Consider the following 13,263-nt stretch of genomic DNA (forward strand, 5'->3'; position numbering starts at 1 on the left):
AAACCCCCTGCGAAGTTGGGATGTCAAACTTTACAGATTTTGCTTGTAATGTTGTAAGGTTGGCCACTTCGAGCTAGAGGATCGGCATGTCCACCGAACGCCGCCTCTATGTGGGCGCCAATCTGAGACGGATGCGCCGCGACCTGGGCCTGACCCAGGCCGACATGGCCGCCGACCTGGAGGTTTCCGCCTCCTATATCGCGCTGCTGGAGCGCAATCACCGCCCGCTCAGCGCCGAGATGCTGCTTCGGCTGGCCCAGACCTACCGCATCGATGTGGCGGCCCTGGCTGGTAACGCAGATTCCGATGACGCCGCCCGGCTGCAGGCGGTGCTGAAGGATCCGATGTTCGCCGACATCGACCTGCCGTCCCTGGAGACCGCCGATGCGGCCACCAACTTTCCCGGCGTCACCGAGGCGCTTTTGCGGCTCTACACCGCCTATCAGGAAGAACAGCTCGCCCTCGCCGATCGCACCGCCGAGGCCCACGCCACCGGGGCCGGCGGCGTGCTGGAGGCGCCCGATCCCGTGGCGGAGTCCCGCCGGTTCCTGGCGGCGCGGCGCAACAACTTCCCCACCCTGGACGACGCCGCCGAACGCCTGGCCCAGAACGTCGCCAGCCATGAGGGCCTGACCGGCTATCTGAAGGCCCGCCACGGCCTGCGGGTGCGCCGCCTGCCAGCCAATGTGATGGTCGGGTCGGTCCGCAGGCTGGACCAGCATCGCAAGGAAATCCTGCTCGACGACTCCCTGGACACCGCCAGCCAGACCTTTCAGCTGGCCCTGCAGCTCGCCTATCTGGAGATGCGCCCCGAGGTCGCCGCCGTGCTCTCCGAAGGCGGCTTCGCCACCGAGAGCGGCGAGCGCCTGACCAGGCGAGCCCTGGCCAGCTATGCGGCCGCCGCCATCCTCATGCCCTACACTGCGTTCGCCCGGGCGGTGGAGGCGCGGCGTTACGACGTCGAGGCCCTGGCCCGGCAATTCGCCGCCAGCTTCGAACAGACCGCCCACCGCATGACCACCCTGCAGAAGCCCGGCCAGGAGCGCGTGCCCTTCTTCTTCATCCGGGTGGACGAGGCCGGCAACGTCTCCAAGCGGCTGGACGGGGCGGGCTTTCCCTTCGCCCGCCACGGGGGCGGCTGTCCCCTGTGGTCGGTGCACCACGCCTTCCGCACGCCCCGGCAGATCGTCACCCAGTGGCTGGAGCTTCCGGACGGTCAGCGCTTCTTCTCGATCTCCCGCACGGTCAGCGCCGGCGGCGGCGCCTATGGGGCTCTGCGCGTCGAGCGGGCCATCGCGCTCGGCTGCGCGGCCGAACACGCCGACCGCCTGATCTACACCCAGGGCCGCCCGGGTCCCGAACAGGCCACCCCCATCGGCGTCACCTGCCGGCTTTGCCACCGCACCGACTGCACCGCCCGCTCGGCGCCGCCCATCGGCCGGCAGATCCTGGTGGACGATATCCGGCGCACCAGCGCCCCGTTCGGATTTTCCGACAACTGAGCTGCGGGGCGATGTCTTCCCCAGGATGGGCCATCAGCCGCAAGGATTTGCGCGCTCGCACCCTCGCCTGCGCAAGCTTCATCCGGCAATCTCGGGGCTCGGGCGGCAGGCAGGTGCGCGCTGGCCAAGGGCCTCCCTCGCGATAGGGGCTTCAAAGCCGCGCGCTTCCGTGCAGTAAAGCGGCCGAGCAAGGACGTCGCCCGAGCGTGGCGGCGTCGAGAACGCCTTATCGAGAGCCCGGTTACGCGCATGGACATCAGCAACACCCTTTCGGTCGACGATCTTCTGCACGCCTTTGTCGAAGGCGAGCTGCTGCCGGGCACGGGCGTAGAGCCGAAAGCCTTCTGGGCGGCGCTGGAGAGCGTGCTGGCCGACTTCACCCCGCGCAACGCCGAGCTGCTCAAGCGCCGGGATGAGCTGCAGACGACCATCGACGCCTGGTGGCGCGAGCGCCGGGGCAAGGATGTCAGCATTTCCGAGCAGACCGCCTTCCTGCGCGACATCGGCTACCTGCTGCCCGCCCCGCCGGCCTTCAAGATCGACACCCAGAACGTCGATCCCGAGATCGCGCGCCTCGCCGGCCCGCAGCTCGTGGTGCCGGTGTCGAACGCCCGCTATGCGCTGAACGCCGCCAACGCCCGCTGGGGCAGCCTCTATGACGCCCTCTACGGCACCGACGCCCTGGACCCCCCGACCGGCGGCAAGGGCTATGATCCCGAGCGCGGCGGCAAGGTCATCGCCTATGCCCGCCAACTGCTGGACCAGTTGGCCCCCCTGTCGAGCGGCTCGCACGCCGACGCCGTCGGCTACGCCATCAAGGGCCACGACCTGGTGGTCAGCCTGAAGGACGGGACCGAAGCCAGGCTCGCCACCGACGGTCAGCTGGCCGGCTGGCGCGGGGCCAAGGACGCCCCCGAGGGCGTGCTGCTGCGCCACAACGGTCTGCACCTGGAAATCCTGGTCGATCGGTCGAGCAATATCGGCAAGGACGATCCTGCCGGCGTCGCCGACGTGCTGGTGGAAGCCGCCCTGACCGCCATCCAGGACTGCGAGGACTCCGTCGCCGCCGTGGACGCCGAGGACAAGACGGGCGTCTATCGCAACTGGCTGGGCCTGATGCGCGGTGACCTGGAGGCGAGCTTCCCCAAGGGCGGCCGCACCGAGACCCGCCGGCTGGAGCCCGACCGGGTCTATGCCGCCCCGGACGGCTCCGACCTGACCCTGCGCGGCCGCAGCCTGCTGCTGGTGCGCAATGTCGGCCACCACATGACCACCGACGCGGTGCGCTTCAATGGCCAGGACGCCTATGAAACCGCCGTCGACGCCCTGATCACCGTGGCCGCGGCCCTGCACGACCTGAAGGGCAAGAAGGCCAACAGCCCGGCCGGCTCCATCTATGTGGTGAAGCCCAAGATGCACGGCCCCGACGAGGTGGCCCTGGCTGTCCGCCTGTTCGACCTGGTCGAGGACGCCCTGGGCATCGCCCGCAACACCGTCAAGATCGGCGTCATGGACGAGGAGCGCCGCACCAGCGCCAACCTCAAGGCCTGCATCTATGCCGCCCGCGAGCGGATCGTCTTCATCAACACCGGCTTCCTCGACCGCACCGGCGACGAGATCCACACCGCCATGGAAGCCGGCCCCATGGTCCGCAAGGACGCCATGAAGGCCGAGCCCTGGCTGCCGGCCTATGAGAAGCGCAATGTCGAGATCGGCCTGGCCACCGGCTTCCCCGGCCGCGCCCAGATCGGCAAGGGCATGTGGGCCGCCCCCGACATGATGAAGGACATGCTGGCGGCCAAGATCGGCCACCCCAAGGCCGGCGCCAACACCGCCTGGGTCCCCTCGCCCACCGCCGCGGTGCTGCACGCCCTGCACTACCATCAGGTGGACGTGGCCGCCCTGCAGGCCTCGATGGACTCAACCGAGCCCACGGGCCTCGAGGATCTGCTCACCCTGCCGCTCGCCAAGTCCAACTGGAACGCCGCCGATGTGGCGCAGGAACTGGACAACAACGTCCAGGGCATCCTCGGCTATGTGGTCCGCTGGATCGACCAGGGCGTCGGCTGCTCCAAGGTTCCGGACATCCACGATGTCGGGCTGATGGAAGACCGGGCGACCCTGCGCATCTCCAGCCAGCACATCGCCAACTGGCTGCATCATGGGGTCTGCACCGAGGCCCAGGTGCGCGAGACCTTCGCCCGCATGGCCAAGGTGGTCGACGGCCAGAACGCCGGCGACGCGCTCTATCAGCCGATGAGCCCCGATCTCGAGGCCAGCGTCGCCTATCAGGCGGCCCTGGAGCTGGTGTTCGAGGGCCGCACCCAGCCCAACGGCTATACCGAGCACATCCTCACCCGCCGCCGTCGCCAGCGTAAGGCCCAGGCCGCCGGCGCCTGATCGAGCGTCCCGCCCCTGCGGGGGCGGGATTTGACCAGGCTTACAGCCAAATCCGGTGCGGGGCGGCGACGCCCCCTACGGGCAGCGGCGACGCACCATGCCCGTCGAGCCCTCGGTCACATCGGTCAGGGTCTGGCCGTCCTCGGAGATCTGGAACACCCGACTGTCGACCCAGGTCTCGCCCTCGCCGCTCATCATGGCCTCGACGGCCAAGCGGCCCTCGCCCTGAAGGCGGGTGGCGCTGATCTGACCCTGGCTCTCGTAGAAGCCGATCGTGTCGGCACCAATGGTCAGGCGCGACTCGTCGCCACCTCCGCCACAGGCCGCCAGGTCGGCGTTCCATTCCCCCTGGAAGGCGGGCGGCGCGGTGATGGAGATCGCAGGGGCCCCTGGGTCTGCGGACGGGGCCGACGCTGGACGCGGCTGAGCCTCTTCCCCGGGGGAGCAGGCGGCCAGCAGCAGGACAAGGGCTAGGGTGGGCAAGAGAGGACGCATCGTTAGGGTCTTCCGATCAGGTTTCAGGGCTGGCGAGAGGCTGGAAGTCCCGCACGAACCGTTCCAGCAGGCGCACGGTGAAGCCGGCCGACCCTGCAGGTTTGACCTCATTGGCCGCCCCGTAGGCCATGCCGGCGATGTCCAGATGCGCCCAGGGGATCTCAGGATCGATGAACTCGCCGATGAAGTGCGCGCCCGTGCCGGCTCCGGCCCCCTCGCCGCCGCCGTTCCTGAGATCGGCGATGGTGGAGCTGATGTCGGACCCGTAGCTGGGGTGCAGAGGGAGCCGCCAAAGGGGCTCGTCCACCGCCTCCCCGGCCGCCTCGAGCTGGGCGGCCAGGGCGTCGTGGCGACTGAACAGGCCCGCATAATCATCGCCGAGCGCCGTCCGCACCGCGCCGGTCAAGGTGGCCACATCGACCACGGCGGCCGGCTGCAGGTTGGCGTCGATCCAGGACAGGGCGTCGGCCAGCACCAGGCGGCCTTCGGCGTCGGTGGAGACGATCTCGATGGTCTTGCCATTCATCGCCGTCAGGACGTCGGCCGGGCGTATGGCGCGGCCGTCCGGCATGTTCTCGGCCAGGGCCGCCACGGCGACGACATTGACCGGCGCCCGGCCCTTGGCCAGGGCGATCACCGCGCCGGTGACGCTGGCGGCGCCGGACATGTCCATCTTCATATTGCCCATGTTCAGGTTGGGCTTGATGGAGATGCCGCCGGTATCGAAGGTGATGCCCTTGCCGGCCAGCACCACCGGCTCGGCCGGCGCGCCGGCGCCCCGGTAGCGCACGATCAGCATCCGTGGCGGGCGCGCCGAGCCCTGGCCGACCCCGAGCAGCGCGCCCATGCCCAGCCGCTGCATAGCCGGCACGTCCAGCACCTCGATCGAGACGCCGGGCACGCCGGCCAGCGCCGCCTGAGCCCGGGCGACGAAGACCTCGGGATAGACGATATTGGCCGGCTCATTGGAGACGTCGCGCGCCCAGGCCATGGCCGAGACAATCGCCTCTCCCCGGGGCCGATACTGCGCCTCGGCCGCCGCGGCGGCCTCGCTCACGAGGGTGACGGCCGCAGGCGTCCCGCGCGCCCGGGCCTTGGCCTGGTGGAGGTCGGAGCGATAGTCGCCCAGCCCCAGACCGATGGCGAACTCCGACGCCGCCTCGGCCGGCAGGCCGCCGGCCAGCACGGTCACCGCGCCAGCCTCGTCCATCAGCGCGCGCCCGGCCACAGCGCCGGCGGACTGATAGGTCTTGGCCAGGGGCGCCTCGCCCAGGCCGACCACCAGGATCAAGTCCCAGGCGCCGAGACCGCGCAGGATCAGGGTCTTACGGGCGTCGTAGGAGAAGTTGGCCGTGCTCAGCGCCCGGGCCACCGCCGCGCGCTCAGCCTCCGTCAGGCTCGCGCCCCGGGTGGCGAGGTCAGCTTCGCGGCTCAGGGGCAGGACCAGAAGGCCGCCCGCCGCAGGCGCCTCGGTGGTGAAGCTGACGGCGCGCCATACGGGCTTGACCGCGACGCCCCGGCTGGCCGCCGCCGTCGATCCCCCGCCCTGGGCCTCGGCGAACGTCGGCGCGGCAAGCGCCAGAACGCAGGCGGCGGCGCAGGCAAAAAAGCGGGAATGGGGCATGCAGGGCTCCAGAGAAAGGTCGGGCGACGACGCCGCGGCGGACCAGGGATCAAGGCTTGGCCGCCAGTCAAAGGGCAAAGCTCTCCCGCCGCAAGTCCGGCGCCTCAGCGCCAGGCGAAGACCGGCTGGTCGAGATCGGCGACCCGGGTGACGCGGCCGGCGACCAGTTCACGCAGCTGGTAGACCAGGGCGGCGGTGGGCGCATGCATGTGCTGGTCACCGATCCGCAGGCGGATCACCCGCTTGGGGCTTTCCGGTATGGTCTCAAACGCGACAGCCGTCTCGTCGCCGATATGGTCCAGGCGAATCCGGTGGGCCGAGGCCACTTCGGCCGGGTTCGGACGCATCTCGCAGGCGCCCTCCAGCCAGGCCACCACCGGGCTGATCACATAGCCCGACCGCGTGGGATAGTCGTCCAGGACCCCCAGGATTTCGGAGGCCGGAAGACACACGCCCAACTCTTCCTCCAGCTCCCGCAGCGCCGCCTGCTCCAGGGTCTCGCCGGGGTCGCAGCGCCCGCCGGGCAAGGCCCATTGGCCCGCGTGAACGCGCATGGCGGCCGCCCGCTTGGTCAACAGAAAGGCGGTTTCGCCCGAGCCGTCATCGGCCTCCACCAGGGTCATGGCCACGGCCGCCCGCTTCAGATCGGCGCCGGCATAGGCGATTCGCGGAAAAGCCTGGCAGGCGCGGGTCAGGGTCTCGCGGAACGGGGCGGCGAACGGGTGGCTCATGCCTCATCAGCTACGCTACGACGCGCGGGGCGTGAACCCCGATCCGACGCCGCCGCCTGGGCTGGTTGGACGGCGGCCGAGGCTCAGACCACCTTGAGGCCAAGCCCGATCAGGAGTTGCGCCGCCTGGGCCTTGGAAATGAAGGCGCCGCGGAAACGCCCAGCGTCGGAGAGCCGCAGGTCGCCGAGATCGGCGCCGCGCAGATCGGCGGCTTCGAATCGGGCGTCGACAAGATTGGCGTCGCGGAGATTGCAGGCCAGCAGGACCGCCTCGCGAAAGTCGCATCCGGCGAGGTCGGCGCCCTGGAGATCAAGCGCGTCGAGCTCGGCCTTTCGGAAGCTGACGCCGCGGAGATAGGCGTTGACCAACAGGCAGCGCTCGAACCGCAAGCCCAGGGCCGAAACCTCCTGAAACTGCGCGCCGGTGAGCTTGCAGTCGGCCAGGCGCGCCGCCGCCAGCCGCGCCCCGCGCCAGCGGGTGTTGTTGAGATCGCAGCCCAGGAACTGGGCTTCGGTCAGGTCGGCGGACCCGAAATCGACCCGCCCGGCGCGGCAGCGGACAAAGGCGCAGCCGGCGAGCTCCAGATCGGAGAGATCGGCGCCGGTCAGATCCCAGCCGATGAAACGGCTGGCGCCATGGGCGGCCACCACCGCCGTGACGGCCGCCCGATCCGCCACGGCCGGCGGCGCGGGCGGCTCGAAAAGATCGGCAGGCTGGAACATCGCCCCTGGCTAGTCACCGCCGGGCCTCAAGGCAAGGCGGCCGAGGCTCAGCCGCGCCGCGAGGACCAGTATTCGCGGAAGAACTTGCGGGGGTCCGACACGGCCTCCGTGGGCGCGCCGAACACCAGGGTCGTGCGGGCCTCCAGGTCATAGGCGTCCCAGGCCGGCGTCACATCGTTGTTGGGATCTCCCGTCGCGGCCAGGGCCACCCAGGCCGAAGCGATCTCTCCGGCCAGCCGCTGGTTGTCCGCCGTGGGCCCTGCCAGGGGCGAGCGGATGTCGTACATGGCGTAGGGGACGTCGATCCCGTGGACGGCGCCATAGCGGCCGCCATAGGCCGGGCTGGGGCTCGCCCAGAGGTAGGCCCAAGACTTCGCGCCGCCCGCCGCCAGCCGGCGCTCCAGCATGGTGGAGGCGCCCAGCCGGAACGTGGTGTCGCTGGCCATCCGGGCGCTGATGACGAAGGGCGTCGCCGCCGGATCCTCATCGCGATAGGCGGTCAGCAGCATCTCGGCCTCCTCGCCCACCCGGCGACGGAACCGCTCCAGCACCTCGTCCCAACCCATGTCGAACTTGACCTCGCGATAGGTCCGCTCATCCAGGGCGGTGGAGACGATCAGCGGGATGTCGAGGGACTCCTGCGGCGCGCCCGGGGTGAAGGGATGGTGCGGGATCGCCTCGCCGAGCACCGGGGAGAACGATCTCGGCGCCTCGCCGCGGGACCGTTCGGCGGCCTCTACGTCGGCCTGCGCCGCCAGCAGGGTCTGGTAGGGCACGGCCTGCAGTTCGCGGATCTGGCTGGCCTTCAGGCCCAGGCGCTGCAGAAGCTGGGCGGCGACCGTGGCCGCATCGTCCCGCCGCATGGCGACCAGGCTGGAGCCGCTCATCACCCCGGCGCTGGAGAACAGCCCCCTGGCCGAGGGCATGCCCAGCAGGTGGCTGACCTTGGCCCCGCCGCCGGACTGGCCGAAGATCAGCACCCGGCTGGGATCGCCGCCAAAGGCTTCGACATTGCGCGCCACCCATTGGAGCGCCGCCACCAGATCCTGGACCCCGGCCGCGCCGGAGTCGGCGAACTCGCCCTCATCGCCCAGATAGAGATAGCCCAGCGCGCTCAGCCGGTGATTGACCGTGATCACCACGCAGTCGCCGAACCGAGCCAGCATCTCGCCGTCGCCACCGGGGCCATTGCTGGAGCCGCCGTAGAAGCCGCCCCCGTGGAAGCGCACCAGGACCGGGCGCTTGGTCCGCCGGCTGGGATCGGGCGTCCACAGATTGAGGACCAGGCAGTCCTCGCCCATGCCGCCCGGCTGCACGTCGTTGAGGATCAGGTCGGCATAGGCGTGGCGCCGGTCGCCGGGGATCTGCGGGGCGATCTGGCCATAGTCGAGGGCGTCGCGCACGCCGGCCCAGGGCTCCAGCGGCTGCGGCGGGCGGAAGCGGTTGGCGCCCGAGGTGTCGGCGGCGTAGCGCAGGCCCTTGAAGCTGGCGATGCGGCCCGAGGACAGACCCCGCACCTTGCCCTCGGTGGTCTCGACGATGGGGAACTGCCGGGCCTCGGCCTTGCGGACAGCGGCGAACATCGCCTCGGTCTCGGTCATTTCGGTCTCGTTGCTCATGACGGGTCCTCGGGCGTTCAGCGGTGCAGGGTCCGACCCATCTGCTGGGTCTCGTAGCGGGCCATGAGCTTGCGCTCCTCGGCATGGGGGTCGTGGGCCAGACGCGGCGGAACCTCGAACAGCATCACCGGCCGCTCGGCGAGGTCGTAGGCCGGCCAGTCGGGGATGGCGGCGTTGTTGGGGTCGCCAGTGCGGGCGAAGCTGATCCAGCTTTCGGCCATGGCCTGGGCCATGGCGCGGGTCTCGTCGCTCTCCGGGCCGGTCAGGTGCGTGGCATAGGCGACATTGTCGAACATGAAGGGCAGGTCCAGAGTGTGCTGGCTGATCTTGCGCCCCTCCTCGGCCGGCGAGCGCCAGGTCAGCTGATAGACCCAGGTCGGCGCGGCGCCCGCCCGTACCCGCTGCTCGGCCATGATCGTCTGATCCAGCACGTAGCCACGGGCCGAGGTGATGGTGAAATAGACCTCGCTCGGCGGGGCGTCTGGGTTGCCCGCGCGGAACACCGTCACCGCCTCTTCCACGTCCTCGGCGGGGATGAACTTGGCCAGGCGGCGCTTCATCTCGGCCTCGTCCATCTCGAAGACGCCCTCCTGATAGCTCAGCTGGTTGGAGAGCTCGGTCCGCGTCGTGCCGACCATCATCGGCAGATGATTGGACCGGGCCGGAGCCTCGGGCAGAAAGGGGTGGGCCTCAAAGGTCAGGCCGTCGAGCACAGGCGAGAAGCGCGAGCGGGTCTCGCGCATCACCTTGATCTGGGCCGCGCTGAGCGCGTCCACCGAGGCGTCCAGCAGCCGGTCAGCCTGGTTCGGGGGAATGTCCAGGACCTTGAGCAGGGCGTCGGTCAGCGAGGCTGCATGTTCCGGCGACTGGATGCGCAGGTGCGATCCGCTCTGGACGATGCCACGATTGAACAGGCCCGCGGCGTCGTGGCCGGCATAGCAGAGGCTGACCTTCCGGCCGCCGCCGGACTGGCCGAAGATGGTGACGTTGTCGGGCGCCCCGCCGAAGGCGGCGATATTGTCCCGCACCCAGCGCATGGCGGCGATCAGGTCGAGATAGCCCACATTGCCAGCCGCCGCGTAGTCGGGGCCCAGCCGCTCGCCCAGGAAACAGTGGCCGAAGACATTCAGGCGGTGGTTGAGGCCGACGACCACCACATCGCCGCGCAGGGCCAGCCGGGTCCCGTCATAGACCTTCTGCGAGCCGGAGCCGGCCTCGAAACCGCCGCCATGGAACCAGAGCATCACCGGCCGGCCGGCGCCGTCCGTGTTGGGCGTCCAGATGTTGAGCCGCAGGCAGTCCTCGCTCATCGGCCCCTTGTCGGCCAGCATGCTGCGCATCTGCGGCGACTGGTGGCCATACTCGAAGGCGTCCTGGACGCCAGCCCAGGGCTCCACCGGCTGGGGCGGACGGAAGCGGTTGGCGCCGCCGGTGGGCGCGCCATAGCGCAAGCCCTTGAACACGCTGACGCCATTGGCCCGGCGGCCCCGCACCTTGCCCTGGGCGGTTTCGACGATCGGGGTGTCGGTCTGCGCCTCAGCCGAGGCGTCTGTGGTGGAGGGCATCAGGTCACCTCTTGTCTTCTGGGTTCGGGTCTGGGCGCGCAATCAGGTCGATGAGGGCCGCGGCGTGGGGCAGGTCGTCGAGCCTGTCGACCGCATCCACCACCGCCTGGGCCCGCGCTGCGCCCAGGGCCGGCGTCATCAGCTCCAGGGCCTTGGCGACCACGTCGCCCTTGCCCATGGGGTGAGAGGGGAAGCCCAGGACGTGCGGCACGTAGGCGGTTTCGCAGCGGCCATCTGTGCAGGTGATCGCGACCCTGGCCGACTCCGTCCGCGGCTGGCCCGGCGCGGCCTCCTGGGCCGGGTCGTGGCGGATCTCCACCCTGGCCATCAGGTCGTGGACAGCGACGTCGCCGCCCATACGCTCAAGCGACTGGGCCGAGACGAAATCCAGCCGGCCGTCCAGCAGGATGATCGCCGCCAGATAGCGCAGGTTGAGGGCCGGCATGGCCGCGTCGCGGAAGGCCTGCCAGCGCCCGGGCATTTCGACCAAGACCGAAGCGACCTCGGCCGTCCCGATACGGGCGCGCAGCGCCAGCAGCGCCTCGACCGCCGGCTGGGTCGGCCCGCCCACGGGATAGCGCTTGTACGCGGTCAGCGGCAGCTCCGAGCGCACGCCCAGATCTTCGACCAGATAGGCCCGGTCGGCGTCGCCGCCGGCGAAGATCGAAGCGCGCATCCAGCCCGACGGATGGTCCAGGCTGTCGCGGACGCCGCGGAAGCCGGCCTCCGCCATCAGGGCGGCGTGCAGGCCGTCCCGGGCGCCCATGCCGGCGAAGACGAAGGCCTTTTCGATATGCTCCACGTCCAGCAGCCACTGCCACGAGCCTGAGGCTTGCTGAGCGCAATAGGTCAGCACGTGGGCGACCTCGTCCTCTGACAGTCCCAGGAGGCAGGCGGCGGTCGCGGCGGCGCCAAACAACGGCCCGATCCCGTGATTGGCCACGCCCGCCCGGCGCAGATTGTCGACGCCCAGGGCCTTGGGCGTCCGCCCGGCCAGTTCATAGCCGATGATCACCGCCCGCAGGACCTCGGCCCCCGACAGCCCCCGCGCCTGGGCCAGCGCCAGGGCGACGGACACCACAGCCGGCCCCGGCTGCACGAAGGCCGAGGGGATGAAGTCGTTGATCTCCGCCCCATGGCCGGTCATGGCGCCGGCGAAGACGGCGTCCACCAGGCCCGCGCGGTCATGCGTCCCGAGGATGGTGACCGCGCTCGGCCCCTCGCCGCCACTCAGGGACCGGGCGTAGTTTCGGGCCAGAACCGCCGGCTCCAGGTCGCGACAGGCGACGATGGAAGCCAGGGTGTCGAGGATGTGGCGGCGCGCCAGTTCGGCGTGCTCTGGCGCAGGCGCGCGGTCCCGGCCGCTGGCGATGAAGGCCGCCAGGGCCGGGGTGACCTGGACGACATCGGTCATGGTCTGGCTCATGGTCTGGCCACCGCCTCAGCCATGCGGGCGCAGGTTTCGAGGACCGCCTCGGCGATCGCCTTCGATTTGGCCTCGTCCAGCCGCTCCCGCGGGGCCGAGACCGACAGAGCGGCGATCGGCGCATGGCCCGGCCCGATGACCGCAGCGCCGGTGCTGACCACGCCGGGGCTGTAGCCGGAGACCGCATAGCCGCGGGCGCGGATCTCTTCGAACTCCCCCAGCAGGGCGTCGACATCCAGGGTGCGCTGGGCGGCGATGCGCGCCAGCCGCTCGGGCGCGTCGATCAGCCGGGCCAGCATGGCCTTGCCGCCCGAAGTCAGGGGGGCGGACACGCGGCTGCCCACCCGGGTGCTGAAGCGCACCGGCCGCGGGGCGACGATCTTGTCGAGATAGAGCACGTCGTCGCCGACCAGCACAGTCAGGTTCACCGTCTCGCCGGTGTCACGGTGCAGGTTCTGCAGATATCCAGAGGCCACCCGCTTGATGGGCAGGTCGGCGATGACCCCGGCGCCCAGCTCCCAGGTCTTCAGGCTGGCCGCATAGAGGCCGGACTCCTCCTGCTGGGCGTAGCCGAGCTCGCAAAGCGTGCCGAGGATGCGGTGGACGGTGCTCTTCTGCAGTCCGGTTTGCGCCGCCACCGCCGACAGCCGCACCGGCCCCGACGCCCGCGCCAGGGTCTCCAGAATCTGAAAGCTACGGGATACCGCCCTGTCCACGCTGCGCCTGCCTCCCGGTCTGATGGGGCGACGCTAGCATCGGCGAAAAGGCAATTCTATTGTTCAGCACGCAATTCCGCCTGGCGGAACAAAGACTTGGAGCGGGCTTCAGGCGTCGCCTTGTTCGATCACGCGGCCCCAGGGTGTGACGGGACTATCCCCTCGATAGGGATCGACAACCCCGCGCGCGGCGGCGCACTGGCGCGCCGCCCGTCGCTGGTGACGTGGATCTGGCCGCCGCGCACCACGTAGGCGACTTCGTGGGTCAGATCGCCAACCTGGATCGTGTAGACGGCGCTCGCCGGAGACTTCCGTCTCCGGGCCACAATGAACGCCAGGAGCCCAACAACGACCAGCGCAGCTCTGAACAAGGTGTCGAAGTCAAACTCCATGAACCCGCCGCTGACTGTCACCCTAATCGGTGAGCCGAGCCACCGTTTGGCGAAGACCAACCCCAAGCCTA

Annotated in this window: 11 protein-coding genes; 2 read left to right on the top strand and 9 right to left on the bottom strand. The window is 70.1% G+C overall.

What is annotated here, in order from left to right:
- Positions 1-86: 86 nt before the first annotated feature.
- Together Q8L83_RS17690 and Q8L83_RS17695 are read left to right on the top strand one after the other, a co-directional pair.
- The gene (locus Q8L83_RS17690; protein WP_305289324.1) at positions 87-1,502 is read left to right on the top strand and encodes a short-chain fatty acyl-CoA regulator family protein; all 1,416 of its coding nucleotides are present in this window, start codon (positions 87-89) and stop codon (positions 1,500-1,502) included.
- 249 nt (positions 1,503-1,751) lie between these two features.
- Positions 1,752-3,902 carry a malate synthase G gene (locus Q8L83_RS17695; RefSeq protein WP_305289327.1) on the top strand — a complete coding sequence of 717 codons (2,151 nt, stop codon included), beginning with the start codon at positions 1,752-1,754 and terminating at the stop codon, positions 3,900-3,902.
- 75 nt (positions 3,903-3,977) lie between these two features.
- Here the strand turns inward: Q8L83_RS17695 and Q8L83_RS17700 are convergent, their stop codons facing one another.
- The 9 genes from Q8L83_RS17700 to Q8L83_RS17740 form a co-directional block, all read right to left on the bottom strand.
- Positions 3,978-4,397: a hypothetical protein gene (locus tag Q8L83_RS17700; RefSeq protein ID WP_305289329.1), complete on the bottom strand. Its 420-nt coding sequence runs from the start codon at positions 4,395-4,397 to the stop codon at positions 3,978-3,980.
- 16 nt (positions 4,398-4,413) lie between these two features.
- Positions 4,414-6,021, bottom strand: coding sequence for a leucyl aminopeptidase (locus Q8L83_RS17705; RefSeq protein ID WP_305289331.1), 1,608 nt, complete (start codon positions 6,019-6,021; stop codon positions 4,414-4,416).
- Positions 6,022-6,125: 104 nt separating this feature from the next.
- On the bottom strand, positions 6,126-6,752 hold the full coding sequence (locus Q8L83_RS17710) for a CoA pyrophosphatase (RefSeq protein WP_305289333.1): 627 nt from the start codon (positions 6,750-6,752) through the stop codon (positions 6,126-6,128).
- An 83-nt stretch (positions 6,753-6,835) separates the two neighbouring features.
- Positions 6,836-7,474 (bottom strand): pentapeptide repeat-containing protein, encoded by a 639-nt coding sequence (locus Q8L83_RS17715; RefSeq protein ID WP_305289335.1) that lies wholly within the window; start codon positions 7,472-7,474, stop codon positions 6,836-6,838.
- A gap of 47 nt (positions 7,475-7,521) precedes the next feature.
- Positions 7,522-9,093, bottom strand: coding sequence for a carboxylesterase/lipase family protein (locus tag Q8L83_RS17720; RefSeq protein WP_305289337.1), 1,572 nt, complete (start codon positions 9,091-9,093; stop codon positions 7,522-7,524).
- 17 nt (positions 9,094-9,110) lie between these two features.
- Positions 9,111-10,658: a carboxylesterase/lipase family protein gene (locus Q8L83_RS17725; RefSeq protein ID WP_305289339.1), complete on the bottom strand. Its 1,548-nt coding sequence runs from the start codon at positions 10,656-10,658 to the stop codon at positions 9,111-9,113.
- Between the two features lie 4 nt (positions 10,659-10,662).
- Positions 10,663-12,072, bottom strand: coding sequence for an MmgE/PrpD family protein (locus Q8L83_RS17730; protein WP_305289341.1), 1,410 nt, complete (start codon positions 12,070-12,072; stop codon positions 10,663-10,665).
- An 8-nt stretch (positions 12,073-12,080) separates the two neighbouring features.
- A complete protein-coding gene (locus tag Q8L83_RS17735; RefSeq protein ID WP_305289343.1) occupies positions 12,081-12,800 on the bottom strand; it encodes an IclR family transcriptional regulator in 720 nt (239 codons plus the stop codon).
- A 128-nt stretch (positions 12,801-12,928) separates the two neighbouring features.
- Positions 12,929-13,192: a hypothetical protein gene (locus tag Q8L83_RS17740; protein ID WP_305289345.1), complete on the bottom strand. Its 264-nt coding sequence runs from the start codon at positions 13,190-13,192 to the stop codon at positions 12,929-12,931.
- Positions 13,193-13,263: the final 71 nt, after the last annotated feature.

This window comes from Phenylobacterium sp. (genome assembly GCF_030680185.1).
Taxonomy (GTDB): Bacteria; Pseudomonadota; Alphaproteobacteria; order Caulobacterales; family Caulobacteraceae; genus Phenylobacterium.